The organism is Pseudomonas sp. ACN5 (assembly GCF_002303975.1).
In the GTDB taxonomy this organism is placed as follows: domain Bacteria; phylum Pseudomonadota; class Gammaproteobacteria; order Pseudomonadales; family Pseudomonadaceae; genus Aquipseudomonas; species Aquipseudomonas laurylsulfatiphila.
On sequence record NZ_MRCP01000011.1, the window covers coordinates 113,350 to 140,022 of the forward strand.

General features: G+C 60.9%; 20 protein-coding genes. 5 read left to right on the forward strand and 15 right to left on the reverse strand.

The window, feature by feature from the left end:
- Positions 1-35: 35 nt before the first annotated feature.
- The 5 genes from BSF40_RS20655 to BSF40_RS20675 are packed head-to-tail and all read right to left on the reverse strand — an operon-like array spanning position 36 to position 4,202.
- Positions 36-308 carry a DUF2160 domain-containing protein gene (locus tag BSF40_RS20655; RefSeq protein WP_015094367.1) on the reverse strand — a complete coding sequence of 91 codons (273 nt, stop codon included), beginning with the start codon at positions 306-308 and terminating at the stop codon, positions 36-38.
- A 10-nt stretch (positions 309-318) separates the two neighbouring features.
- On the reverse strand, positions 319-1,119 hold the full coding sequence (locus BSF40_RS20660; protein ID WP_007970460.1) for a carbohydrate ABC transporter permease: 801 nt from the start codon (positions 1,117-1,119) through the stop codon (positions 319-321).
- A gap of 10 nt (positions 1,120-1,129) precedes the next feature.
- Positions 1,130-1,996: a carbohydrate ABC transporter permease gene (locus BSF40_RS20665; protein WP_007970461.1), complete on the reverse strand. Its 867-nt coding sequence runs from the start codon at positions 1,994-1,996 to the stop codon at positions 1,130-1,132.
- On the reverse strand, positions 1,993-3,108 hold the full coding sequence (locus tag BSF40_RS20670; RefSeq protein WP_095966508.1) for an ABC transporter ATP-binding protein: 1,116 nt from the start codon (positions 3,106-3,108) through the stop codon (positions 1,993-1,995). The genes BSF40_RS20665 and BSF40_RS20670 overlap by 4 nt, the downstream gene beginning before the upstream one ends.
- Entirely contained in the window at positions 3,108-4,202 is a 1,095-nt protein-coding gene (locus BSF40_RS20675) for an ABC transporter ATP-binding protein (protein ID WP_015094365.1), read from the reverse strand. Before BSF40_RS20675 ends, BSF40_RS20670 begins: the two co-directional genes overlap by 1 nt.
- A gap of 373 nt (positions 4,203-4,575) precedes the next feature.
- Between BSF40_RS20675 and BSF40_RS20680 the strand changes: the two genes are divergently transcribed.
- Positions 4,576-6,408, forward strand: a complete 1,833-nt coding sequence (locus BSF40_RS20680; RefSeq protein ID WP_095966509.1) for a sigma-54-dependent Fis family transcriptional regulator — start codon at positions 4,576-4,578, stop codon at positions 6,406-6,408.
- Between the two features lie 209 nt (positions 6,409-6,617).
- Here the strand turns inward: BSF40_RS20680 and cysS are convergent, their stop codons facing one another.
- On the reverse strand, positions 6,618-8,000 hold the full coding sequence (gene cysS / locus BSF40_RS20685; protein WP_095966510.1) for a cysteine--tRNA ligase: 1,383 nt from the start codon (positions 7,998-8,000) through the stop codon (positions 6,618-6,620).
- Between the two features lie 21 nt (positions 8,001-8,021).
- On the reverse strand, positions 8,022-9,719 hold the full coding sequence (locus tag BSF40_RS20690; protein WP_095966511.1) for a glutamine--tRNA ligase/YqeY domain fusion protein: 1,698 nt from the start codon (positions 9,717-9,719) through the stop codon (positions 8,022-8,024).
- 251 nt (positions 9,720-9,970) lie between these two features.
- Here BSF40_RS20690 and BSF40_RS20695 point away from each other — a divergent pair, with 251 nt between their 5' ends.
- Both BSF40_RS20695 and lpxH read left to right on the forward strand, forming a co-directional pair.
- On the forward strand, positions 9,971-10,474 hold the full coding sequence (locus BSF40_RS20695; protein ID WP_095966512.1) for a peptidylprolyl isomerase: 504 nt from the start codon (positions 9,971-9,973) through the stop codon (positions 10,472-10,474).
- On the forward strand, positions 10,471-11,223 hold the full coding sequence (gene lpxH / locus BSF40_RS20700) for a UDP-2,3-diacylglucosamine diphosphatase (RefSeq protein WP_095966513.1): 753 nt from the start codon (positions 10,471-10,473) through the stop codon (positions 11,221-11,223). The genes BSF40_RS20695 and lpxH overlap by 4 nt, the downstream gene beginning before the upstream one ends.
- Positions 11,224-11,344: 121 nt before the next feature.
- Here lpxH and BSF40_RS20705 read toward each other — a convergent pair whose 3' ends face one another.
- The 7 genes from BSF40_RS20705 to BSF40_RS20735 all read right to left on the reverse strand — a co-directional run bounded on the left by BSF40_RS20705 (position 11,345) and on the right by BSF40_RS20735 (position 22,556).
- Positions 11,345-12,874, reverse strand: coding sequence for a DHA2 family efflux MFS transporter permease subunit (locus tag BSF40_RS20705; RefSeq protein WP_095966514.1), 1,530 nt, complete (start codon positions 12,872-12,874; stop codon positions 11,345-11,347).
- Positions 12,875-13,038: 164 nt separating this feature from the next.
- Positions 13,039-14,241, reverse strand: a complete 1,203-nt coding sequence (locus tag BSF40_RS20710; protein ID WP_095966515.1) for an efflux RND transporter periplasmic adaptor subunit — start codon at positions 14,239-14,241, stop codon at positions 13,039-13,041.
- A 15-nt stretch (positions 14,242-14,256) separates the two neighbouring features.
- Complete coding sequence (locus BSF40_RS20715) at positions 14,257-15,726, reverse strand: efflux transporter outer membrane subunit (RefSeq protein WP_095966516.1); 1,470 nt, start codon at positions 15,724-15,726, stop codon at positions 14,257-14,259.
- Positions 15,723-16,196 carry a MarR family winged helix-turn-helix transcriptional regulator gene (locus BSF40_RS20720; RefSeq protein ID WP_095966517.1) on the reverse strand — a complete coding sequence of 158 codons (474 nt, stop codon included), beginning with the start codon at positions 16,194-16,196 and terminating at the stop codon, positions 15,723-15,725. The genes BSF40_RS20715 and BSF40_RS20720 overlap by 4 nt, the downstream gene beginning before the upstream one ends.
- Positions 16,197-16,434: 238 nt before the next feature.
- Positions 16,435-20,103: a translocation/assembly module TamB domain-containing protein gene (locus BSF40_RS20725; RefSeq protein WP_095966518.1), complete on the reverse strand. Its 3,669-nt coding sequence runs from the start codon at positions 20,101-20,103 to the stop codon at positions 16,435-16,437.
- On the reverse strand, positions 20,100-21,827 hold the full coding sequence (locus BSF40_RS20730) for an autotransporter assembly complex family protein (protein WP_095966519.1): 1,728 nt from the start codon (positions 21,825-21,827) through the stop codon (positions 20,100-20,102). Before BSF40_RS20730 ends, BSF40_RS20725 begins: the two co-directional genes overlap by 4 nt.
- Positions 21,828-21,905: 78 nt before the next feature.
- The gene (locus BSF40_RS20735; RefSeq protein ID WP_095966520.1) at positions 21,906-22,556 is read right to left on the reverse strand and encodes an N-acetyltransferase; all 651 of its coding nucleotides are present in this window, start codon (positions 22,554-22,556) and stop codon (positions 21,906-21,908) included.
- Positions 22,557-22,853: 297 nt separating this feature from the next.
- On the opposite strand from BSF40_RS20735, the gene xthA reads away from it, so the two are divergent.
- Together xthA and BSF40_RS20745 are read left to right on the forward strand one after the other, a co-directional pair.
- Complete coding sequence (gene xthA, locus BSF40_RS20740; protein ID WP_007970500.1) at positions 22,854-23,666, forward strand: exodeoxyribonuclease III; 813 nt, start codon at positions 22,854-22,856, stop codon at positions 23,664-23,666.
- Positions 23,667-23,855: 189 nt separating this feature from the next.
- Complete coding sequence (locus tag BSF40_RS20745; protein WP_095966521.1) at positions 23,856-25,196, forward strand: substrate-binding domain-containing protein; 1,341 nt, start codon at positions 23,856-23,858, stop codon at positions 25,194-25,196.
- 124 nt (positions 25,197-25,320) lie between these two features.
- On the opposite strand, the gene BSF40_RS20750 is transcribed toward BSF40_RS20745, so the two are convergent.
- Positions 25,321-26,550 (reverse strand): acyl-CoA dehydrogenase, encoded by a 1,230-nt coding sequence (locus BSF40_RS20750; protein ID WP_095966522.1) that lies wholly within the window; start codon positions 26,548-26,550, stop codon positions 25,321-25,323.
- Positions 26,551-26,673: the final 123 nt, after the last annotated feature.

The following is a 26,673-nucleotide window of genomic DNA, read 5'->3' on the forward strand; positions in this document are numbered from 1 at the left end:
ATTGGGTTTCGGAGCAACAGTGCCGAGCGATTCGACTAGCCCCAACGCATCACAGCCAACAGCCACACCAGGGACAACGCGAACGCCACCCAGATGCTCCAGTCGGTGACGCCGATTACCAGCAAATGCAGGTAGGCGCTGCCGAGAAGACCGATGAACAAGCGATCGCCACGGGTGGTGGCAATCGGTAGCAAACCTCGCCGAAGCACGCTCGGCGAACGCAACTCCCAGGTGGTCATGCCCACCAGGATCAAGGCAATGACGCCGAAGAACGCCGCCGTAGGGGCGGTCCAACTCATCCATTCCATCATCAGCTCCTCATACCCGGCCCAGGGCAAAGCCCTTGGCCACGTGGTTGCGAACAAACCAGATCACCAGCATGCCCGGCAGGATGGTCAACACCCCCGCCGCTGCCAGTACACCCCAGTCGATACCGGATGCCGAAACGGTGCGGGTCATCACCGCCGCGATGGGTTTGGCGTTCACCGAGGTGAGGGTTCGTGCCAGCAGCAGTTCGACCCAGGAAAACATGAAGCAGAAGAACGCCGTCACACCAATGCCGGAGCCGATCAGCGGGATGAAAATCTTCACGAAGAACTTGGGAAAACTGTAGCCATCGATGTAGGCGGTTTCGTCGATTTCCTTGGGCACGCCGGACATGAAGCCTTCGAGAATCCACACCGCCAGCGGCACGTTGAACAGGCAGTGAGCCAGGGCCACGGCAATATGGGTGTCGAACAACCCGATCGACGAATACAGCTGGAAGAACGGCAACAGGAACACCGCCGGCGGCGCCATGCGGTTGGTCAGCAGCCAGAAGAACAGGTGCTTGTCGCCCAGGAAGCGATAACGTGAAAACGCATAAGCCGCCGGCAGTGCCACGGTCAGGGAAATGATCGTGTTCAGGCTCACGTAATACGCCGAGTTGATGTAGCCGGTGTACCAGCTCGGGTCGGTGAAGATCACCTTGTAGTTGGCCAGGGTGAAATCCTGCGGGAACAGCGTCAGGCCGCCGAGGATTTCGCTGTTGCTTTTGAAGGACATGTTCAGCAGCCAGTAGATCGGCACCAGCAGGAACAGGATGTAGAGCAGCAGGGGGATAAGCTTTCTTTTGCTCATGGCGCGGGCCTCAACGGTTGGCGTCAGAGTGAGTCATGGCGGTATAGAACAGCCAGGACACCAACAGGATGATCAGGAAGTACACCAGCGAGAACGCTGCGGCCGGCCCCAGGTCGAATTGCCCTACGGCCATCTGGGTCAGGGTCTGGCTGAGGAAGGTCGTGGCATTGCCCGGACCGCCGCCCGTGAGCACGAAGGGCTCGGTGTAGATCATGAAACTGTCCATGAAACGCAGCATCACGGCGATCAGCAGCACGCTCTTGAGCTTGGGCAACTGGATATGCCGGAACACCGCCCAGGCAGAGGCGCGGTCGATCCGCGCCGCCTGGTAATACACATCCGGAATCGCCCGCAACCCGGAGAAACACAACAGCGCCACCAGCGAGGTCCAGTGCCAGACGTCCATCACCAGCACGGTGACCCAGGCGTCCGCGGTGTTCGCCGCATAGTTGTAGCTGATGCCCATGGCATTGAGGCTCGAACCGAGCAGGCCGATGTCGGCGCGGCCGAAGATCTGCCAGATGGTGCCGACCACGTTCCACGGGATCAGTAGCGGGATGGCCAACACAATCAGCACCACCGACGACCAGCGGCCCTTGGTCGGCATGGTCAGGGCGATGGCGATGCCCAGCGGAATTTCGATCAGCAGCACGCAGGCGGAATAGATGAACTGGCGCAGCAGCGAGTCATGCAGCCGCGGGTCGAGCAGTACCTGCTTGTACCAGTCGGCGCCGACGAAATAGCGGCTGGACTGGTCGAAGATGTCCTGCACCGAATAGTTGACCACAGTCATCATCGGGATCACCGCACTGAACGCCACCAGCAGGAACACCGGCAGCACCAGCCACCAGGCCTTGTTGTTCTGCACCTTGTTCATGGCTGCGCCTCCTGGTTGGCATGGGCTTCGAGCAGGAAATCATCGGCATAGACCATCAGCCATTGCGCAGGAAAGCTGATGTAGGCCGTGCCCTGTGGCACCGGTTTGTCTTCGGCCAGGCGCACTTTCAGGGGCGTGCCATCGAGGTTGAGGCTCATGATCTTGTAGGTACCCAGGTCCTCGACGTGTACGACCTGTGCCCGCAGCGCATCATCAAAGGCTTCGTCCCACACATGGACGAACTCCGGGCGAATGCCGACCTTCAGGGTTTGCCATTCGGATTCGGAGATGCGTTGTTGCATGGCCTCGGACAGCGGCAGGTGGGTCGAGGCGAACCCGACGCCCCCCGGCTGCGGCTGCACCTCGATCAGGTTCATCCCCGGGCTGCCGATGAAGTAGCCGACAAAGGTGTGACTCGGGCGCTCGAACAATTCCCGTGGTGTGCCGAATTGCACGATCTGCCCGCCGTACATCACCGCAATCTTGTCGGCGAAGGTCGAGGCCTCCAGCTGATCGTGGGTGACGTAGACCATGGTGATGTTGAACTGCTCGTGAATTTGCTTGAGCTTGCGTCGCAGTTTCCACTTCAGGTGCGGGTCGATCACCGTCAGCGGCTCGTCGAACAGGATCGCCGACACATCGTCGCGTACCAGCCCACGGCCCATGGAGACTTTCTGTTTTTCGTCGGCGGTGAGGTTGCGCGCCTTTTTGCTCAGCAGGCTCTGCAGGTCGAGGACTTCGGCGATTTCCTGCACCTTGGTATGAATGCTTGCCTCGGCCATGCCCTGGTTGCGTAGCGGGAAGGCCAGGTTGTCGAACACCGTCATGGTGTCGTAGACCACCGGGAACTGAAAAACCTGAGCAATGTTGCGCTTCTCCGGCGTCAGGTCGTTGACCGCTTTGCCGTCGAACAGCACATGCCCCTGGGACGGGCTGAGCAGCCCGGAAATAATGTTGAGCAAGGTTGATTTGCCACAGCCCGACGGACCGAGCAACGCATAGGCGCCGCCCTGCTCCCAGATGTGGTCCATCTCGCGGATCGCGTAGTCCTCGGGTCCCACCGGGGTTTTGGTGTAACTGTGGGCGAGGTTCTGCAAACGGATTTCGGCCATCAGGCTACCCTCGCGACACGCTGGCCCGGCGCCTGAACCAGCCGGCCCTGCGTATCGAACACAAACAGTTTATGGGTCGGGATGTAGATACGGATGGGCGCATCGACGTCGTATTCGTGAACTCCCGGCAGGTGCAGCACCAGCAGGAAATGCTCGTTGCGCACGTGCAGGAAAGTTTCCGAGCCACTGATCTCGGCCACCTCGACGGTTACCGCCAGTTCGAGGTCATCGTCATTGCTCGGCACCAGCGAGATATGGCTGGGTCGCACGCCGAAGCGGAACTCGCCCTCGCCCACCGGGCGCAAATCGACGTTCAGCGGAAAGTGCACGAAGTTGGCGAAACTCACTTCGTTGCCGGCAATGCGCCCCGGCATCAGGTTGATCGGCGGCTCGGAGAACAGCTCCGCCGCCAGCACGGTTTGCGGCTGGTGATAGACCGAAGACGACTGGCCGCTCTGGATCACCCGCCCTTCGTGAAGAATGGTGGTGGTGCCGCCCAGGGCCAGGGCCTCGTTGGGTTCGGTGGTGGCATAGATCGCGATGGTATGGCGCGCCTTGAACAGCTCGCGCATTTCCTGGCGCAGTTCCTCGCGCAACTTGTAGTCGAGGTTGACCAGTGGCTCGTCGAACAGGATCAACTCGGCATCCTTGACCAGCGCCCGGGCCATGGCCGTGCGTTGTTGCTGGCCACCGGAAAGCTCCAGCGGATAGCGCTTCAGAAATTTTTCGATGCGCAACATCTTCGCGGTTTCCAGCACCTTGCTCTGGATCAGCTCGCTGGATACACCGGCCTGGCGCAGCGGCGAGGCGATGTTGTCGAACACCGTCATCGTCGGGTAATTGATGAATTGCTGATAAACCATCGACACATTGCGCAAACGCACTGGCCGTTGGGTAACGTCGACGCCGTTCATCAGGATGCGCCCGCTGTCGGGCTTGTCCAGACCGGCCATCAGGCGCATCAGGCTGGTTTTGCCGGACAGGGTGCGCCCCAGCAAAACGTTGAAGGAACCGGGTTCAAAACTCAGGTTGGCATCGTCGATCCAGGTCTGGCCCTCGACGGTGCGGCTGACGTGCTCCAGGGTGAGTGACATGGCTCGGCCTTTTATTATTGGAGTCAAGCGACCGGAGCGATAAAGCGACATCCGTGCCAAAAATCCCAAGCCACTGATTTAGCTTAAAATAAGTGAAAATCACGGCCCATCGACGTTCGTTGCTGAACACAAATGAACAATCCGAAATGAACAATTGAACAGTTCACCCATTGACAGTGAACAATAGTGAACAACACTCTACGGACTGTTCACGGCCCCTATAGGAGCGAGCTTGCTCGCGATGGACGTTAACGTTGACGAGGGCTGCCTGAGTAAATGCGGCGCTCTCACGTGCATCGCGAGCAAGCTCGCTCCTACAGGGATCGGCGCTATCCCATAAAAACAATAAAGTCTTGTTCAGAGATCGACTGCCATGGCCGCACCTGCCCTGCCGCTGTCCCACGACGCCATCATCCAGGACTCCTGGTCGCGTTGCCGCGCGTTCGGCCTCAGTCATCAGAGCGCGCCGGCATTCGATCAATTGCCGGCCGCGGGCATCGCGCAACTGCTGGAGAGCCAGCACTCACTGGTGCAAACCACCCATCAGGAAGTGCTGCCCTACTACGAGAACATCCTGAGCAATTCCAATTGCCTGATCATGCTCGCCGACCATCAGGGCCAGGTGCTCACATCGTGGGGCACCCAGCGTTTTATCGAGCCGAAACTGGCCCGGGGTTTCAGCGCCGGCGCCAGCTGGATGGAACGTTGCACCGGCACCAACGCCATTGGCACCGCCCTGGCCTGTGAACAAGCCGTGCACATCGAGCACGACGAACATTTCCTCAAGGCCAACCGCTTCATGACCGGTTCCGCCGCGCCGATTTTCGATGCCGAGCGCAAGGTAATCGCGGTGCTGGACGTGTCCAGCGACAGCTACCTGCCGCCATCCCACACCCTGGGCATGGTCAAGATGATGAGCCAGACCGTGGAAAACCGGCTGATCCTCAACCTGTTCCATGGCCAGCATTTCCAGTTGACGTTCAACACCGGGCTGAACAACCTCGACAGCCAATGGGCTGGCTTGCTGATTTTCGATGAAAGCGGCCAGGTGCTGTCGGCCAATCGCCGGGCCGACAATCTGCTGGGCATCAGCCTGTCGCGGGTCAGTGTCGAGAGCCTGTTCAAGGTCTCTCTGCTGGAACTGCTCAATCAGCCCGAAGGCCTGCCCTTCGCCTTGCAAACCTCAGGACGCAACCGCTTCCAGTGCCTGCTGAAGCGGCCGAAACAGGCATCCATTCAACCCCGAGTATTCACCGAGCCGGTTGTCGCTACACCCGCGGCCATCAGCCTCAACACCCTGCATTTCGGCGACAGCCGCGTGGAAAAAGCCGTGCGCCAGGCCGAACGCTTGCTGGAAAAAGACATTCCACTGCTGATCCATGGTGAAACCGGGGTCGGCAAGGAAGTCTTCGTCAAGGCCCTGCACCAGGCCAGTTCGCGCAGCAAACAAGCGCTCATCGCCGTCAACTGTGCGGCGATTCCCGCCGAACTGGTGGAGTCCGAGTTATTCGGCTATGAGAAAGGCGCGTTCACCGGCGCCAACCAGAAAGGCAGCATCGGGCTGATCCGCAAGGCTGACAAAGGCACGCTGTTTCTCGACGAAATCGGTGACATGCCGCTGCCGACACAGGCGCGACTGTTGCGGGTGTTGCAGGAACGTTGCGTACAGCCGGTGGGCAGCAGCGAATTGTTCCCTGTGGACTTGCGCATCATTTCAGCGACCAATCGCTCGCTGCGCGAACAAGTACAACTGGGGCGGTTTCGTGAAGACTTGTACTACCGCATCGGCGGCCTGACCCTGGAACTGCCGCCCCTGCGCGAGCGCAGCGATAAGGAGGCACTGTTCAAACGCCTGTGGGAGCAGCACCGCGAACCGACGCAATGGGCCGGTTTGAGTCAGGAAGTGATGGCGTTATTCAGCCGCCACCCGTGGCCGGGCAACTTGCGCCAGGTCAGCAGCGTGATCCAGGTGGCCCTGGCCATGGCCGAGGAACAGCCGGTGCGGGCTGAGCACTTGCCGGATGATTTTTTTGTCGACCTGGAGATGGAACCGGTGGAGACGCCGGAGCCGCTGGGCATCGACTTGAATGATGTGGAAGCACTGAATCGGCAGTTGCAGGCGGTCGGGGGGAATATTTCGTATCTGGCGCGGCGGTTGGGAGTTAGTCGCAATACCCTGTACAAGCGGTTGCGCCAGGCTGAATGACAAGTTGGCCGAATGGGCCTCTTCGCGGGCAAGCCCGCTCCCACATTGGATTTGCGTTGTACTCAAAACTCAAACACACCAAAGATCAACTGTGGGAGCGGGCTTGCCCGCGAAGGCGTCAGTCCTGTCGCCAAAGAACGAACAGCCACCCCCGAAAAACAAAAACCCGCACAAGGCGGGTTTTGTTTTTATAGCCAATACAGCCGCTGTCAGTCAGCCAGACGCCAGGTCGTGCCGCCCTTGCCGTCTTCCAGCACCACGCCCATGGCGGTGAGCTGGTCGCGGATGCGGTCGGATTCGGCCCAGTCCTTGCCGGCACGTGCCGCCAGGCGAGCGGCAATCAACGCCTCGACCTGGGCTGCATCCACGCGCCCTTCGGCACCGGCCTGCAGGAAGTCATCGGCTTCGAGCTGCAACACACCCAGCACGCTGGCCAGTTCTTTCAAACGGGCTGCCAGACCAGCCGCTGCGTCGAGATCGCTCTCGCGCAGACGGTTGATCTCGCGGACCATCTCGAACAGCACCGCACAGGCTTCCGGCGTGCCGAAGTCGTCGTTCATCACCTGGGTGAAACGCTCGACGAAGGCTTCGCCGCCCGCCGGCGCCACATTCGGCAGGCCTTTCAACGCGTGGTAGAAACGCTCCAGGGCGCCCTTGGCGTCCTTGAGGTTGTCTTCCGAGTAGTTGATGGCGCTGCGGTAGTGGCTCGACACCAGCAAGTAACGCACGACTTCCGGGTGGTACTTGTCGAGCACGTCGCGGATGGTGAAGAAGTTGTTCAAGGACTTGGACATCTTCTCGCCATTGATACGGATCATGCCGCAATGCATCCACGCGTTGGCGTAGGTCTTGCCGGTGGCCGCTTCGCTCTGGGCGATTTCGTTTTCGTGGTGCGGGAACTCGAGATCGCTGCCGCCGCCATGAATGTCGAAAGTCTCACCGAGGCAGCAGGTCGACATCACCGAGCATTCGATGTGCCAGCCCGGACGCCCGGCGCCCCACGGCGATTCCCAGCTCGGTTCGCCCGGCTTGGCCGCTTTCCACAGCACGAAGTCCAGCGGGTCCTGCTTGGACTCGTCGACTTCGATGCGCGCGCCGATGCGCAGGTCTTCGATCTTCTTGCGCGACAGCTTGCCGTAGCCCATGAACTTGCCGACGCGGTAGTACACGTCGCCATTGCCCGAGGCGTAGGCATAACCCTTGTCGATCAGGGTCTGGATCATCGCGTGCATGCCCGGAATGTGATCGGTGGCACGCGGCTCCATGTCCGGCTTCTTGATGTTCAGGCGCGCTTCATCTTCGTGCATCGCCGCGATCATGCGCTCGGTCAAGGCTTCGAACGACTCGCCGTTCTCATTGGCCCGATTGATGATCTTGTCGTCGATGTCGGTGATGTTGCGCACATAGGTCAGGTCGTAACCGCTAAAGCGCAACCAGCGGGTCACCAGGTCGAACGCAACCATGCTGCGGCCGTGGCCCAGGTGGCAGTAGTCGTACACGGTCATGCCGCACACGTACATGCGCACCTTGTTGCCATCGAGCGGCTTGAAGACTTCTTTGCTCTTGGTGAGCGTGTTGTAGATCGTAAGCACGTTATTTCCCTTGACGCTGAATCACTGGCCCCACGAATCACGCAGGGTCACGGTACGGTTGAATACCGGCTGACCTGGTTTCGAGTCCTTGAGATCGGCGACGAAGTAGCCTTCGCGCTCGAACTGGAAACGGTCTTCCGGCTGTGCATTGCCCAACGAAGGCTCAGCACGACAACCGGTGAGTACCTGCAGCGAGTCAGGGTTGATGTTGTCCAGGAAACTGGCGCTGTCTTCGGCCTTCTCCGGGTTCGGAGAACGGAACAGACGATCGTACAGACGCACTTCGCACTCGACGCTGGCCGCGGCCGGCACCCAGTGGATCACGCCTTTGACCTTGCGGCCTTCCGGGTTCTTGCCCAGGGTGTCCGGATCGTACGAGCAGCGCAGTTCGACGATGTTGCCATCGGCGTCCTTGATCGCTTCGTCGGCGCGGATCACGTAGCTGCCACGCAGACGCACTTCACCGGCCGGTTCCAGGCGCTTGTAGCCCTTCGGCGGCTCTTCCATGAAGTCTTCACGGTCGATGTAGATTTCACGGGCGAACGGCAAAGCACGCACGCCCATGTCTTCTTTCGGGTGGCACGGCAGTTCGAGGTTCTCGACCTGGCCTTGCGGGTAGTTGGTGATCACGACTTTCAGCGGACGCAGCACGCACATGGCACGCGGAGCGCTGTGGTCGAGGTCGTCACGGATGCTGAACTCGAGCATGCCGAAGTCAACCACGCCGTCGGAACGGTTGGTGCCGATCATTTCGCAGAAGTTGCGGATCGATTTCGGCGTGTAGCCACGGCGGCGGAAACCCGACAGCGTGGACATGCGCGGGTCGTCCCAGCCGTTGACGTGCTTCTCATCGACCAGCTGCTTGAGCTTGCGCTTGCTGGTGATGGTGTAGTTCAGGTTCAAGCGGCTGAACTCGTACTGGCGCGGGTTGGCCGGCACCGGCAAGTGCTCGAGGAACCACTCGTACAGCGGACGGTGGCTTTCGAACTCCAGGGTGCAGATCGAGTGGGTGATGCCTTCGATGGCGTCCGACTGACCGTGGGTGAAGTCGTAGTTCGGGTAGATGCACCACTTGTCACCGGTCTGGTGGTGGTGAGCGTGACGGATGCGATACATGATCGGATCACGCAGGTTCATGTTCGGCGAAGCCATGTCGATCTTGGCCCGCAGCACCCGTGCGCCGTCCTTGAACTCGCCGGCCTTCATGCGGGCGAACAGGTCCAGGTTCTCTTCGACGCTGCGATCGCGGAACGGGCTGTTCTTGCCAGGTTCGGTCAGGCTGCCACGGTATTCCTTGGCTTGCTCCGGCGTCAGGTCATCGACGTAGGCATTCCCGGATTTGATCAGCTCCACTGCCCAGTCGTGCAACTGGTCGAAATATTGCGAGGCGTAGCGCACTTCACCGGACCACTCGAAGCCCAGCCATTTGACGTCGCTTTCGATCGCGTCGATGTATTCCTGGTCTTCCTTGGCCGGGTTGGTGTCGTCGAAACGCAGGTGCGTGACGCCGCCGAACTCCTGGGCCAGGCCGAAGTTCACGCAGATCGACTTGGCGTGACCGATGTGCAGGTAGCCGTTGGGTTCAGGCGGGAAACGGGTGACGATTTGCGTGTGCTTGCCCGAGTCCAGGTCTGCCTGGATGATCGGCCGCAGGAAGTTGACCGGCACGGCTGGGCCGGTCTTGGCATTCGAGGTAGGGTCGACAGTGGGCTTGCTCATAGGATCCTTGAACGTACAAGTGCGTGGCCGTAATGAAGGCCGGACAAAACAAAGCCGCTATCATAGCCGATGCCGTCAAGTGCCTGACAGAGCGCACTCTGTAAACCGTCGCATTTAATGGGCCGCAAATGAAAAAACCGCCTCGAAATTCGTGCCTGTCACGCTAAACTGCGCACCTTGGCCGAGACAGGCTGAACCGGTTGCGGGATGGAATGTCCCAAAACCACGAATTCCCTTAGTGAGTAACGATCATGACCCAAGTCAAACTGACTACCAATTTCGGCGACATCGTCCTCGAACTGAACGCCGACAAAGCCCCGATCACCGTGGCCAACTTCGTCGAGTACGTTAAAGCCGGTCACTACGAAAACACCGTTTTCCACCGTGTCATCGGCAACTTCATGATCCAGGGCGGCGGTTTCGAGCCAGGCATGAAAGAAAAGAAAGACAAGCGTCCAAGCATCCAGAACGAAGCCGACAACGGTCTTTCCAACGACAAGTACACCATCGCCATGGCCCGCACCATGGAGCCGCATTCGGCTTCCGCACAGTTCTTCATCAACGTGGCGGACAACAGCTTCCTCAACCACAGCGGCAAGAACGTTCAAGGCTGGGGCTACGCGGTATTCGGTAAAGTGACCGCCGGCACCGACGTTGTCGACAAGATCAAAGGCGTGGCCACCACTTCCAAGTCCGGCCACCAGGACGTTCCGGCAGACGACGTGATCATCGAGAAAGCCGAGATCATTGAGTGATATTGCTGATTTCAGATTTACATCTGGAAGAGGAGCGCCCGGACATTACCCGGGCGTTTCTGGATTTGCTCGCCGGACGCGCCCGCTCGGCGAGTGCGTTGTACATCCTGGGCGACTTTTTCGAGGTGTGGATTGGCGACGACGCCATGACGCCCTTCCAGCGCTCCATCTGCCAGGCCCTGCGCGACCTCAGCGACAGCGGCACGGCCATTTTCCTGATGCACGGCAATCGTGATTTCATGCTCGGCAAGGCCTTCTGCAAGCAGGCTGGCTGCACCCTGCTCAAAGACCCGAGTGTCGTGCAATTCAACGGCGAGCCGGTGCTGCTGATGCACGGCGACAGCCTGTGCACCCGCGACGAAGGCTATATGAAGCTGCGCCGCTACCTGCGCAACCCGATCACCCTGTTCATCCTGCGCAACCTGCCCTTGCGCACCCGGCACAAGCTGGCACGCAAACTGCGCAGTGAAAGCCGTGCCCAGGTGCGGATGAAGGCCAATGACATCGTCGACGTCACGCCCGAAGAGATTCCGCGGATCATGCAGGAGTTCGGGGTGAAGACCTTGATCCACGGGCATACCCATCGTCCGGCGATCCACAAGTTGCAGTTGGGCGACCAGGCCGCCCGGCGCATTGTGCTGGGGGATTGGGATCGTCAGGGGTGGGCGTTGCAGGTGGATGAGCAAGGGTTTGCGCTGGCGCCGTTTGATTTCACACCGCCACCGCAACTGGCAGCACCCGCAAACTAACAGCCGAACACAAAAACCTGTGGGAGCGGGCTTGCCCGCGAAGAGGGAGTGTCAGTCGAGATCTGTATGACTGATCCGCCGCCTTCGCGGGCAAGCCCGCTCCCACAGGTTATGTGCTGCCTTAGTGTCCCGAGGCCGCAGGCCCGGCCTTGGCCGTAAACGGCGGCCTGGCCAGCCACACGATCAGGATCAGCCCCAGGAACATCCAGCCCAGCAAGGTGAAGTAATCCACCGTGGACATGATGTACGCCTGGCTGATCACCATCTGATCCAGTTGCGTATAGGCCTTGGCCCCCGCCCCGCCCAGATTGCTCAGCGCTTCGCGGGTCGCCGGGTCGAACGGGGTGATGCTTTCGGTCAGGTAGGCATGGTGCTGGTCGGCACGGCGAATCCAGATCCAGGTGGTCAGCGACGCCGCGAAACTACCGCCCAGGGTCCGCAGGAACGTCGCCAACCCGGAACCGTCGGCGATCTGGCTCGGCGGCAGGTCCGAGAGCAGGATGGTCAGGGTCGGCATGAAGAACAGCGCCACGCCGATCCCCATGAACAGCTGCACCATGGCGATATGCTGGAAATCCACTTCATTGGTGAACCCGGCGCGCATGAAGCAACTGAGGCCAATGGCCAGGAACGCACCGCCCGCCAGTAACCGCATGTCGAATTTCGGTGCGTATTTGCCAACAAAGGGTGCCAGCAACACCGGCAGGATCCCCAGCGGTGCCACGGCAAAACCGGCCCAGGTCGCGGTGTAGCCCAAGCGTGTCTGCAGCCACTGCGGCAGGATCAGGTTGATCCCGAAGAACCCGGCATAGCCCAGGATCAACACAATGGTGCCGTAGCGGAAGTTGCGGTGGGCGAACAGACGCAGGTTGACCACCGGGTGTTCATCGGTCATTTCCCAGATCACGAAGAACACCAGGGCCACCACCGAAATCACACTGCCGATCACGATGAAGCTCGATTCGAACCAGTCGGCATCGTTACCCTTGTCGAGCACGATCTGCAGCGCCCCGACACCGATGATCAGCGCAATCAGACCAACGTAATCCATCGGCTGGCGGCTGGTGACCACCGGGCGCTTTTTCATCTGCTGGGTGACCACCCATGCCGCGAACAGGCCGATCGGCACGTTGATGAAGAAAATCCACGGCCAGCTATAGCTGTCGGTGATCCAGCCGCCGAGGATCGGCCCGGCAATCGGCGCGACCACCGTGACCATCGCCAGCAACGCCAGGGCCAGCCCCCGCTTCGCTGGCGGATAAACCGCGATCAGCAACGTCTGGGTCATCGGGTACAACGGCCCCGCCACCACCCCTTGCAGCACCCGGAAGCCCACCAGCTCGGGCATCGAGGTGGAAATCCCGCACAGGAACGAGGCCAGCACGAACAGCAGTGTCGCCCAGACAAACAGCTTCACCTCGCCAAAACGCCGACTGAGCCAACCGGTCAGCGGCAAGGCGATGGCATTGCTCACCGCAAACGAGGTGATGACCCAGGTGCCCTGCTCCGAACTCACGCCCAGGTTGCCGGAAATCGTCGGCAGCGCCACGTTGGCGATGGTGGTGTCGAGCACCTGCATGAAGGTCGCCAGCGACAGGCCGATGGTGCTAAGTAACAGGCTTGGCGGTGTGAAAGACGCGTTATTGCTCATCGCGAACCCTTGGAAACCTGATGGGTGCCGCGTCCGTCACGGACGCAGCCAACCCTGTGGGAGCGGGCTTGCCCGCGAAGAGGTCGGCACATTCAACATGGATGTCGCCTGACCCTCCGCCTTCGCGAGCAAGCCCGCTCCCACAGGCTCGAGGTAATGGCATTTCAGCGTTGCGCGGTTTTGCTGACCGCGGCGCTGTTGTCGTGGATCAACCGGGTGATCATCGCGTCGGCCTCGGCCAGCTGACGGTCGTAGACGTTGGTGCTGAACGAAGCCTTCTGCGGCGGCTGTTGCGCCAGCACCGGCCCGCTCTGGTCGTGCAGGTCCACATCGACCATGGTCGACAGCCCGACCCGCAGCGGATGTTTGGCCAGTTCCTCGGCGTTGACGTGGACTCGCACCGGTACGCGCTGCACGATCTTGATCCAGTTGCCGGTGGCGTTCTGCGCCGGCAGCAGGGCAAAGGCGCTGCCGGTACCGGCGCCGAGGCTGTCGATGGTGCCGCTGTACTTGACGCTGCTGCCGTACAGGTCGGTTTCGATCTCGACCGGTTGGCCAATGCGCATATCGCGCAATTGGGTTTCCTTGAAGTTGGCGTCGATCCACAGTTGATCCAGCGGAATCACCGCCATCAGCGCGGTACCCGGTTGCACGCGCTGGCCGAGCTGTACAGAACGCTTGGCCACGTAACCGGTGACCGGTGCAATCAGGACGCTGCGTGAGTTGTTCAGGTAGGCCTGACGCAGTTGTGCGGCGGCGGCCATCACATCGGGGTGCGAAGACACCACGGTGTCATCGACCAGCGCGCTGGTGGTCTTGAGCTTTTGTTCGGCATTGGCCAGGGCGTTTTGCGCCGAGGTCAGGTCGTCGCGGGCGTGGGACAGCTCTTCCTGGGAAATCGCCCCGCCGGCGGCGAGGTTCTTGCGCCGGCTGAAGTTGTCCTGGGCCTTTTGCACTTCGGCTTTCTGCGCATTGACCTGTGCTTTCATGCCATCCACATCGCTGTACAGGCCACGCACCTGACGCACGGTACGGGCCAGATTGGCCTGGGCGTTTTGCAGACCGATTTCGGCGTCGTTCGGGTCAAAGTTCACCAACACCTGGCCTTCATGCACCAGATCGCCATCGTCGGCGCCGATGCTGACCACAGTGCCCGTGACCAGCGGGGTGATTTCCACCACATTGCCGTTCACATAGGCGTCGTCGGTGCTTTCGCTCCAGCGTCCATAAAACTCGTGGTAGGCCCAGACACCCGCGCCGCTGAGCACGACGGCGGCAGCCAGCACCAGCAACATGAACTTGCGCTTGCCCGAGTCGGGGTTGCCTTGGGTGTTTTCCGGAGGTTGAGTTGTATCGGCAGTGGCCATGACAAGTACCTTGAATTAGTGGGTCAGCGTGGCTGGCGTGGCATTGGCCGAGGCGATGGCCTCAGGCTGGAAACCGCCGCCCAGCGCCTGCATCAGCTGGATCGACAGGTCGATCTGCTCGGCATTCAGGTTGGCCAGCTGACGCTGGGCCTGGAGCAATTGCTGCTCGATGCTGAGCACGTCCAGGTAGTTGCCGATGCCGGAACCGTAACGCTGGACCACGGTGTTGTAGGAATCCTGGGCGATGTCGGTGGCATGCTGCTGGGCAGCGATCTGCCGGCCGATATCGCGCAGTTGGTTGACGCTGTCACTGACATCCCCCAGCGCCTTCACCAGGCTTTTGTTGTATTGCGCCACGGCGAGGTCGTAGTCGGCGTCGCGCGAATCGAGGTCGGCGCGCAAGCGGCCACCGTCGAAAATCGGCACAGAAATCGTCGGTGCAATGCTGAAGAAGCGGCTGGCCGATCCAAACATCGCATCGCCCAACAAGGACTCAGCGCCGGCAGCGGCGCTGAGGTTCAGGTTGGGGTAGAACCGGGTCTTGCCGGCGTCGATGCTTTTGCTCGCCGCCTCGACCCGCCAGCGCGCGGCGACCAGGTCCGGGCGACGCCCGAGCAACTCGGCCGGCAACACCGAAGGTAGCGCTACCGCACTCGGCTGAAGAATGTTCGGCCGGGCAATTTCATTGCCGCGGTCCGGACCTTTGCCGAGCAGCACCGCAAGGGCGATCTTCGCGCTGTTCAGGCGCTTTTCAGCGTCGATCAAATTGGCTAGGGAGGTGGCTTCGAGGCTTTCGGTCTGCTGGAACTGGTACTGGCTGTCGATCCCGGCCGTCAGGCGCCGCTGGCTCAGCTCGAGCATTTGCCGGGTACGCTTGAGGTCTTCGCTGGACAGGTCATACACGATGTGCGCCTGACCGAGATCGCTGTAGGCCCGGGCGACGTCGGCGGCCAGGGTCAGTTGCGCGGCCTGCTGGTCGACTTCGGCGGCACGGGCCTGGCCGAGGGCCGCTTCCCAGGCATCGCGCTGGCCGCCCCACAGGTCGAAGTTGTAGTTGAAGCTGGTGCTGATATTGCGAAGGGTGGCGTACGCGTCACCCTGCCCGAGCGGGTCCTGGTCCCGGGCCAGGCGCGAGCGGCTGACACCGGCGCTGGCATCCAGGGTCGGCATCCGCGCGGCGTCGGCGGCGTAGGCGGCGGCGCTGGCCTGGTGGGCACGGGCGTCGGCGATCTGCATGTCCGGGCTGTCGCGCAGGGCCTCGCGGATCAGGCCGTCGAGTTGCGGGTCGCCGAGGCTTTTCCACCAGTCGCTTTTCGGCCAGGCGGCCGGCGACAGGGTCACGCCGCCGAGGGATTGCCCGGCCTTGAAGTTTTTCGCGTCGAGGCTGACACCTTCGGTTTTCAGGCCGCTGTAACTGGCGCAACCGGCCAGGCTCATGGCCAGCAGCACCAGGCTCAAGCCGGCACGCAAGGGTTTACTGCTCATTTGTCACCTACCCGCAGCAGGGTGATCGAGTCACCGGCGGCTACCAAAATCTTCTTCAGAATCATCTCCAGGGTTTTCAGCTCATCTGGAGTGATGGCACCGGCCAGTTCATTCATGGCTTCGGCGCCGATGTGCGGCAACAGCCCGGCGAGCTTCTGGCCGTCTTCCGTGAGTACCAGCTGCACCTGACGGCGATCCGCCTCGGAGCGTTGGCGGGCGAGGAAGCCCTTCTGTTCCAGACGATCGAGCATGCGCGTCATCGAGCCGCTGTCCAGGGACAGATGACGGCACAACTCGCCCGGCGAATCGACGCCGTACTGGGCCATGATGATCAACACCTTGAACTGCGCGGCGGTGATGCCGTGGGGTTCCATGTGGGTGTCGATGATCCGGTCCTTGAGCAGCGCGGCGCGTCCGAGCAGCAGGCCGAGATGGCAATTGTGGAAATCGTCTGGAGAGAAATGTTTCATCTGACCACCAATTAGCTGCCTAGGCAGTGAATATATGTCTAAATGTTACTGCCTAGGCAGCGAATGTCAACGCAATAGTTAGCATGCTTTGTAAATAGTTGACTAATGGCATCAGATTTTGTGCTGTCCACGCCGACGCCTTCGCGAGCAAGCCCGCTCCCACAGGGATCACGCTGAACCTGTGGGAGCGGGCTTGCTCGCGAATGGGGTGACTCGGTCTTTTGTAGGAAATGCGGGCTTAGAAATCCCGCTTGTAGAAGATGTCCAGCGAACTGGCCACGCCGCCGGCGGCCTCGAGGTAGACCCTTTTGCTCAGCTTGTAGCGCAGGGCAATGGTGTTGGCCGGTTCGAACACGCCGACGCCATAACGCAGGCTGAGTTTCTCGGAAATATTACCGCTGGCCACCACACTGGTGGCGTCGCCACTGCCCTGGGTGTCGAGCTGGAAGTCCTGGATGCCCAGGTTCTTGGCAATGCCGCTGGTCACACCGGAACTGCCCATCAAGCCCAACCCGAGGGCCGCCTGGGCGAGCATGTTGTTGTCTTCGCCATTGCTGCTCAGCGGACGCCCGAGCACCAGATAGGACAAGGCCTGCTCCTGGCTCATCGCCGGTTCCGAAAAGATTTGCGTGGTCGGTTGTTCGGCGCTGCCACTCAAACGAATGCCGGCGATGATGTCGTCGGTCTTGCGAATGGCTTCGATGTCCAGGTACGGCTGATCGATGGGCCCGGCAAACAGCAAACGTGCCCGGCGCACCGACAGCCGCTGGCCATAGGCGCGGTAACGCCCGTCGTTGAGCCACAGCTCGCCACGGGTGTCCATGTTGTCGCCGATGTGCACATGCCCCTGCACATTCGCCGTCAGGCCAAACCCGGCAAAGCTCAGTTTGTCCTCGCCGACCAGCACTTCGATGTCCATCTTCATTGCCAGCGGTGGCTTGCCCTCCTCGGTCTGCTGACCGACGATCACCGTGTCATCGGAGACCTTGACCGTCGACGGCGGCAATTCACGAATGGTGATTTCGCCCCTGGGCACCAGCACCTTGCCGGCGATGGCCAGCTCATCGCCCTTCATTGAAATCTTCAGGTCCGGTGCGACTTCAAGCTTGGCGTAAGGCTCGACGGTGACCGGCAATTGCGTGCCCTTGAGCACCAGATCCACCACCAGCGCCTGACCCCAGGCGATGTTGCCGTTCAAGCGGCCCTGCCCGGCCTTGCCGCTGTTCCAGCCACCGTTCAGTTGCACGCTTTCACCGGCGATGAGCGCCTGAACGTGCAGGTTTTGCAACTCCATCGGCAATTCAGGCCCGGCCACCACGCCGTCACTGAGTTGCAGACTGCCATTGACCTGCGGCGCCAAAAGTCCGCCGGAAATCGTGCCGCTGCCATTCAGGCGCCCCGTCAGCTTCTCGACCATTGGCACGAATGGCCGAGCCACCGACAAGTCCAGCCCGCTCAAACGGAACGAGCCGCTCAACGGCTTGTTCTTCGGCAACGGATTGAGCTGCGCCTGCACCATCAATTCGCCGAGCTTGCCGCCGACGAAATTGAGTTCGGTGTCGATACGTTTGGGCGTGAGTTTGCTGGTGAGTTTCAGGGTCTGGTACGGGAAGTCCAGCCACTGGTCCTTGTCCTTGATGCGCAACGTGCCGCCACCAGCATCGACACTGACCTGGCCGTTGGGGCCACTGGCCGGCAGATCCAGTTGCAGGTCGGCATTGAGCCGCCCCTGCCAGGCGAAATCCTTCGGCAACCACTGTGCGAGGCTGTCGATCGGGAACTGCTTGAGGTGATAACGCAGCTTCGGCTCTGGCATCAGGCGCGAGTCTTCCCCGCACAGGCTGGCCTGGCCGGATGCCCAGCAATGGGCACCGAAGTTGATTTTGCCGTCCGCCAGGCGTTCGAGTTTCGCCGGCCCTTGCAGCTTCCAGTCCTGGCCACCGGCCTGGATATCACCGCTGGCCAGGCGTCCACGCCAATTGCCTTTATCCAGCGCACCGTCCAGACCCAGCGCCAGTTTCAGTTTCGGCCCTTGCAGATCGAGGCTCAGCTTCTGGTTCTTGATATCGCCCTGGCCACTGGCGGTCAGGGTTCCCAGCGAGGTGTCACCGGCCTGGATGCCGCTGCCCTTGAGATCGACTTTCGCCCGTTGCGCATTGTCCAGCGTGGCGTCCAGGTTCAGGCTTTGCAGGCGATTGTCCTGGAAAACCAATTGCGAGCCTTGCAAGTCAAGCTTGCCCTGGGGCGCCTTGAGTGTGCCGGCGACATCCACGCGGCCATTGAGTTGGCCGCGCAGCTCTGGCCAGAGCTGGGCCAGGCGCGGCAGCTTGAGATCGATCTGCCCGGCGAGTTTCTGTTGCAGGCTGCCCTTGCCGCTGATGCTGTTCTCGCCCAGGCGAACCTGCAGGGCGTTGAGGTTCCATTGCTCACCACGGCCATCGGCCTTGGCCTGGATCACCGCTGGCTGGCCGCGCAGTTTGCCCTTGAGGTCCAGGTCGGCGTTGAGGCTGAGCACTTCGTTTTTCAATTCGCCCGTGCTGCGCAACGGCCCCGCCAGCGTGCCCGGCAGCTCCGCGACCCAGTACGCCGGGTTGATCGCCGACAGGTCCAGCGCGGTGTCCCAGGCAATACCGTCGGCGAACTGCAGGTTCAGGTGCCCTTCAGCCTTACCCTGCCCGGCCTGGAGTTGAATCTGTTGCAGGTAGATTGTCTTCAGGTCGCCCGCGAACGGACTGGCCAGGGTGAAGGCACCGGCCGGACCATCCGCCGCGGCTTCAAAATGACCAAGGTACTTGCCGTCGGTGTAGGACACCTCACCGTTGAAGCGGCGCAACGCCACCTCCGGCTCGTCGATCAATGGATAGAGACGGTGCCACGGGAAGTCCAGCCAGTCGATTTTCGCTTCGGCGCTCAGGCCTTTGCTCCAATCCACGAGCCCTGTGAGCTTGAGGCTTTGCTTGTCGTTGGCGGTCAGGTCGAGCGCGGCGATCTGCGCGCCGTTGGCGTCGACCTTGCCTTGCAGCGCCAGGGCGACCGGCCCTTGCTCGGCGGGCAGCGTGGCCTTGCCGAGCAGCGCGTAGCCGTTCTTCAAGTCGCCGGCACCGCTGAGTTCAAGCTGATTGAGTTGCAGGGTGTCCGGCAGATCGGCACCGGGTTTGAAGCCATCGGCGGTGATCCGCACCTTGGCCGGCAGGTTGTCCACCAGCGGTTGCAGTTCGCCGGTCAGTTGCCCGTTGAGGTAACCGCTGCTGTCGGCTCTGAGATTGAGGGTTTTCAGCAGGTCGCCATCAATCTTGAGCGCCAGCTCCCACGGCGCGGGGGTCGACAGGGTCAACTTGCCTTGCGCGTGAAGCGGCCAATTGCCGATCGGTTGCAGCGAGCCGGACAGGTTCAGGTTGAGGTCATCGCGCTGCAAATGCACGGAATCGATCTGCATGCCCTCAGGGGTCCAGTGTGCTGCCAGCTGCAAACCCTTGAGCTCTTCACTGCCGTTGAACAGCAGGCTGCCGACCTTGACATCTCCCAACTCGATGGCCAGCGGCAACTTCAGTTCCGGCAGGGTAATCGGGCCGCTGTCCGGCTCTTCGGAACCCGGCGGGAACGTCAGGCTGACCTGGTCGGCCTGCAATTGCTCGATGCACAAGGTCATGCGGGTCAGGCACAACGGCGACCAGGCGAAAATCATCTGGTTCAGTTCAATCCGGCTGGTGTCCTGCTGCCACAACACACGGTCAGCACTCCACTGCCCGCCCAACCGGCCCTGGAAGTTGTCCAGGGTCAATCCCGGCACGAAGCCCAACGCCCAACGGCTGCCCGTCGCCGTGCCCAGCACAGTGGCCAGCGTCAGGACAACCAGCATCAACAGTGCGGCTATCGCCAACAGCGTTACTTTCAAACCACGCTTCACAGCTCAGGCCCCATGGAAAAGTGCAGTCGAATGCCACCATCGTCGTCCAGTGCATGGGCCAGGTCGAGGCGGATCGGCCCCACCGGCGATACCCAGCGCACGCCGATACCGACCCCGGTCTTGAGGCTCGGCAGTTCGAGGGTGTTGAAGGCGTTGCCTTGGTCGACAAAGGTCGCTATCCGCCATTTTTCGGCGACCGAATACTGATACTCCGCGCTGGCGGCCACCATGTAGCGGCCACCGATGCGATCGCCGTCGGAGTTTTCCGGCGACAGGCTCTGATAGTCGTAGCCGCGCACGCTCTGATCGCCACCGGCGAAGAAGCGCAACGATGGCGGTACAGATTTGAAGCCGTTGGTGGCACTGCCGCCGACCTGCACCCGTCCGAGGAAGCGGTGTTTATCGAACACCGTAGTCAGGCCTTTGACCAATGCCGTGCCATAGAGCAGGTTGCTGTCGGAACCCAGCCCCTCCTTGGCCACCTTGGATTCGAATTGCAGGCGATAGCCGTTGTGCGGATCGATGCGGTTGTCGCTTTTGAGGTACGAATAACTCACACCGGGCATCAGCAAGGTGCTGAGTCCCGAGTCATCGCCCAGTTGGTAATCTTCGCGCTGCCACTTCAGCGACACCACCCGTTGCCAGCCGCTGGGCAGTTTGCTGTGCCACTCGGGGCCGAGGGTCAGCAACTTGCTGTGGCTTTCCTTATCGGCGATTTCTTCATTCTGGTAGCCACCGGCAAAACGCAGTTTGTCGGTCAGTGGCGGGTCCAGCGGAATGTCGTAGAACAGCCCGACGTTTTGCCGGGGTGCCGAGACTTCGGTTTCCCAGCCATAACTGTGCCCTTGTGGGTTGACCCAGTGCCGGGTCCAGTTGGCCTTGGCCCGTGGGCCGACGTCGGTGGAGAAACCCAGGCCCAGGCCCATGGTCCGTGGCTTGCGGGTTTCGAGCTTGACGTCTACCGGGATCGCATTCTCTTTTGACGCCGCGGGTGCTGCGTCCACGCGCACGCCTTCGAAGTAGCCACTCGATTGCAGGTTCTGATTGAGTTCGGCAATCAGCTCCGAGTCGTAAGGTGTACCGGCCTTGAAGGGCACCATGCGCTGCAGCAGTTCGTCATCGAACGGCGTATCGCCCTCGAAACTGACCTTGCCCAAGGAATAGCGTGGACCGCTTTCATAGATAAGGTCGATATCGGCAACGCCGGCCCGGGGGTCGACCGACAGTGTCGAACGGGTGAAACGGCCGCTGAAAAAGCCATAACGCGAAGCCTGGTTCTGGATCAGGCGCTTGGCGTCCTCGTAATGCCCATGGTTGAGCACGGCACCGGGCTTGAGCGCGTCGCTTTTGGGGATTCGAAAGGATTTGAGGGACGCCGCGGGTCCTTCGACTCGCACCGTGACATTGCGCAAGTGCACCGGCTCGCCGGGGTCGACCTTCAACACCAGGCGTGGCTTTTCGCCACCCTTCACTTCGCTGTCGATGTGCGGCTGGTAATAACCCAAGGCCTGGGCGGCCTTGCGCGCCTGCTCCTCGGCGCCACGACTGAAGCGCTGCAAGGCTTCTTCGTCACGATCGCCGAGGCTGCCGATATAGCCCTCTATATTGGCCTTCAGTTCATCGTTGGACGGTTTGATCCGCACATCCAATTCACTTTGCGCCAGCGCCGTGCAGCTGGATAACAGCATAAGCACGCCACTGGTAAATCTTCCTGGAAACTTCATAGGCGCGGATGCTATCACGAGCATGGTTCATGAACACGGAAGCGTGATAGAGCCTGACATGCCCGGAAAGTTCGTGGTCTAAGCCGTTGCTGTTTGTAACACCTGGGGATTGGGGTGAAAAAACACGTGTTCGCGAACCGGCCCAACCGCAACTTCACCGATTTCCTCATAGCCCTGACGTTTATAGAACTCCAGATAGCGAGGGTTCCCGGTGTCGAGGATCACGCCCTGTGAGTGTTCATCCACCGCGCACCAGTTGTGCACGGCTTGCAACAGCTGTTCGCCGAAATGCTGGCCCTGGAACTGCGGGTGAACCCCCAGCAACGGCAAGACGTGCACCGAGTCGTTCGGCACGCAGGCCTCCACGGCAGCGTGATACTCGAGGTAGCGACGGGTGCAGCGAAATCCCGTGCTGAGCACCATGCGCAGGCGCCACGCCCAACTTTCGGTGACCCCAAGGCGACGTTGCGGCGGCGCAATCAGGGCGATGCCGATCAGGCGGTCGTTGACCAGCAGACCGATGGCCGGCAGGTCCTGGAGAAAATGCTGGGTCACCAGTTCGCGCACCGTGGCGCGAACCCGCTGTTCGTAACCGGGGCGTTCAGCTTCGAACAGATAGCCGAAAGTCGGTTCGTGTCGATAAGCCTGGTACAGCAGCGAACGGGCTTCACGGGCGTAGCCGCTGTCGAGCATGTGAATATCGGCGATGGCGGTCGAGGTTTCGGGCATGACGGTTGATCTCCCCGGCACAGCTCGGATGGCTGCGCTCCTGTTGTTACGAGCTGATCGGTGCTGTCACAGTTCCTTACAGATCCGCAATCAGTGTAGGCAATGAAATAGCCTTCGCGAGCAAGCCCGCTCCCACAAAAGCAAAGGCCGGCGCATAAACCTGTGGGAGCGGGCTTGCTCGCGAAAAGGCCATCACTGCCCACACAAGGCTGACTGGAAAAACTCAATCCCCTCACCCCACACTGGCCCGATTCCCCCATGTCAGCTAGCATCGCCCTTTTGCCAGGACTGCCGACCATGAAGATCGTCTCCTTCAACATCAACGGGCTGCGCGCCCGTCCCCATCAGCTGGCGGCGCTGATCGAAAAGCACCAGCCCGATGTGATCGGCTTGCAGGAAACCAAAGTCCACGATGAGCAGTTCCCGCTGGCCGAGGTGCAGGCGCTGGGCTACCACGTGTATTTCCACGGGCAAAAAGGCCATTACGGCGTCGCCCTGCTCTCGCGCCAGGAACCGCTGGCCCTGCATAAAGGTTTCGCCACCGACGAAGAAGATGCCCAGCGGCGATTCATCTGGGGCACCTTCGCCGACGCCAACGGTGTACCGGTCACCATCATGAACGGTTATTTCCCACAGGGCGAAAGCCGCGACCACCCGACCAAATTCCCGGCCAAGGAACGCTTCTACGGCGACTTGCAGCAATTGCTGGAAAGCCAGTTCAAGAACGACCAGCCGCTGGTGGTGATGGGCGATGTGAACATTTCCCCGGAAGACTGCGACATCGGCATCGGCCCGGACAACATGAAGCGCTGGCTGAAAACCGGCAAATGCAGCTTCCTGCCGGAAGAGCGCGAGTGGATGGCCCGCCTGAAGAACTGGGGCCTGGTCGACAGTTTCCGTCACCTGAACCCGGACGTGACCGACACCTTCAGCTGGTTCGACTACCGCAGCCGTGGCTTCGAAGACGAACCCAAGCGAGGCCTGCGCATCGATCTGATCCTCGCCTCCCACGGCTTGCTGCCGCGTGTGAAGGCCGCCGGTGTGGACTACGAGCTGCGCGGCATGGAAAAACCTTCGGACCATGCGCCGATCTGGCTTGAGTTGAGCTGATCCCGAGACGTACGCAACACCAATGTGGGAGCGGGCTTGCTCGCGAAAGCGGTGTGTCATTCAACAATGATGTCGACTGATACGCCCTCTTCGCGAGCAAGCCCGCTCCCACATTGGAAAAGTGTCATTTTTCGGAAACCTTACTGACTTAATCTCCCGACACCTCCCTTGGCTATATAAGGTGCCGGCATGATGCTGCGCGTATTGTTCCTGTTGATGCTGTGCCTCGGCTTGCCACACCTGGCGGCTGCCGGCAATTTGCCGACAGCCGGACAAGGCCCGGTGCTGCGCATTCAGGGCTCCAACACCATCGGTGCAGCCCTGGGACCGGCGCTGGTCGAGGGCCTGCTGGGCGAACAGGGCCTGCGCAGGATTCACCGCGAAACCCTGGCTACCGCCAACGAACTGCGCATCGTGGGTGAAACCGATCAGGGCAGCCGGGTTGTCGTTGAAGTCGCAGCCCACGGTTCGAGCACTGGTTTTGCCGCCCTGAAAGCCGCCAATGCCGACCTCGCCGCCTCATCGCGCCCGATCAAGGACAGCGAACGGATGAGCCTTGCATCCCTGGGCGATCTGAAAAGCCCGGGTGCCGAACAAGTCATCGCCATCGATGGCCTGGCGATCATCCTGCACCCGGACAATCCGCTGACTCAACTCGGCACCGAGCAACTGGCGCGCATTTTCAGTGGCGAAGTCAAAACCTGGGAAGACATCGGCGGCCGCGGCGGGCCGATTCACCTGTATGCGCGGGATGATCAGTCCGGTACCTACGACACCTTCAAGGAGCTGGTCCTGAGTGATCGAGGGAAAAGTCTCAGTAGCGCGGCGAAACGCTTCGAATCCAGTGAACAACTGTCCGACGCCGTGAGTGCAGACCCACAAGGCATTGGTTTTATCGGCCTGCCCTACGTGCGTCGGGCCAAAGCCGTGGCGATTGTCGATGGGCAATCACAAGCCATGCCGCCACTGGACAACCTGATTGCCACGGAAGACTATCCGCTGTCCCGCCGACTGTTTTTTTATCTGCCACCGAGCGGAAACAACCCTTGGGCCGATGCACTGGCGGCGTTCGCCCAAAGCAGTAAAGGACAAGCGATTGTCGCCGCCAACGGTTTCATCGCCCAGACCGTCCAGGCCATGACCGTGACACCCAATGCGTTGATGCCCGAGGGTTATCAGGCCCTCAGCCGTCATGCGCAGCGTTTGTCGGTCAACTTTCGTTTCGAGGAAGGCAGCGCAACGCTGGACAACAAGGCGCAACAAGACTTGTCCCGGGTGCTCGACTATATAAAGCAGCACGACAAAACCAATGGCCAGGTAACACTGGTGGGCTTTGGCGATGCCAAGAGCGACCCGGCGCGCGCCGATCTGTTGTCGAAGCTGCGGGCCATGGCGGTAAGGCGGGAGTTGGTGAAAAGCGGTGTGGTGTTTCGCGAGATTCGCGGGTTTGGAGCGCAGATGCCGGTGGCGGCCAATAGCGCCGATGAGGGAAGGATCAAGAATCGGCGGGTTGAGGTTTGGGTGTATTGAATCTGATGTTGCTGTATTGAATGGAATGACGCCTTCGCGAGCAAGCCCGCTCCCACACTGAATCTGCGCCATGTAGAGATCCAATGTGGGAGCGGGCTTGCTCGCGAAGGCAGGCGCCGCGGTATTACTGCCCGCTACGCATCATCTCTTTCGGCACATACTTGCCGATCTCGAACTTGCCGATCGCCGCACGGTGCACTTCGTCCGGGCCGTCGGCCAGGCGCAGGGTGCGCTGCATCGCGTACATGTAGGCCAGCGGGAAATCGTTGGAAACCCCTGCCCCGCCATGGATCTGGATCGCCCGGTCGATCACCCGCAGCGCAACGTTTGGCGCGACGACCTTGATCTGTGCGATCTCGCTGCGGGCCACTTTGTTGCCAACGGTGTCCATCATGTACGCCGCCTTGAGTGTCAGCAGGCGTGCCATGTCGATTTCCATCCGCGAATCGGCGATCTTGTCGACGTTACCGCCCAGCCGCGCCAGGGGCTTGCCGAATGCCGTACGGCTCACCGAGCGCTTGCACATCAGTTCCAGCGCACGCTCGGCCATACCGATCGAACGCATGCAGTGGTGAATCCGGCCCGGACCAAGGCGACCTTGAGCGATTTCGAAGCCGCGTCCTTCGCCCAGCAGGACGTTTTCGTACGGCACCCGGACGTTTTCAAACAGCACTTCGGCGTGACCATGAGGCGCATCGTCGTAACCGAACACCGGCAGCGGACGCACAATCTTCACGCCGGGGGTATCGACCGGCACCAGAATCATCGAGTGCTGGGCGTGGCGTGGCGCGTCCGGATTGCTCAGCCCCATGAAAATCAGGATTTTGCAGCGAGGATCGCAAGCCCCCGAGGTCCACCATTTCTTGCCGTTGATCACCCACTCATCACCATCGCGCACCGCACGGGCGGCCATGTTGGTGGCATCGGAGGACGCCACGTCCGGTTCGGTCATGGCGAATGCCGAGCGAATCTCGCCGCGCAGCAAGGGTTCGAGCCAGCGTTGCTTCTGTTCTTCGTTGGCATAACGCACCAGCACCTCCATGTTGCCGGTGTCCGGTGCCGAGCAGTTGAACGGCTCTGGCCCCAGCAGCGAGCGGCCCATGATTTCCGCCAGCGGCGCGTATTCGAGGTTGGTCAGACCGGCACCGAGCTCAGACTCAGGCAGAAACAAATTCCACAGCCCTTCAGCCTTGGCCTTGAGTTTGAGTTCTTCCATGATCGCGGTCGGCTGCCAGCGGTCGCCCTCGGCGACCTGGCGCTCGAACACGGCTTCGGCGGGATAAACGTAGGTGTCCATGAACGCTGTTACGCGCTCACGCAGTTCCTGAACCTTGGGCGAATAAGCGAAATCCATGAGCGAGATACCTTCTTGGGGGAGGTTGTTTAGATCATGCAATCGATGCTAGAACAGCCATGAAAATTTACCTAGCCTATTCTCGGCGTGTATAAACATTCATCACCGATATATGATCGGCTG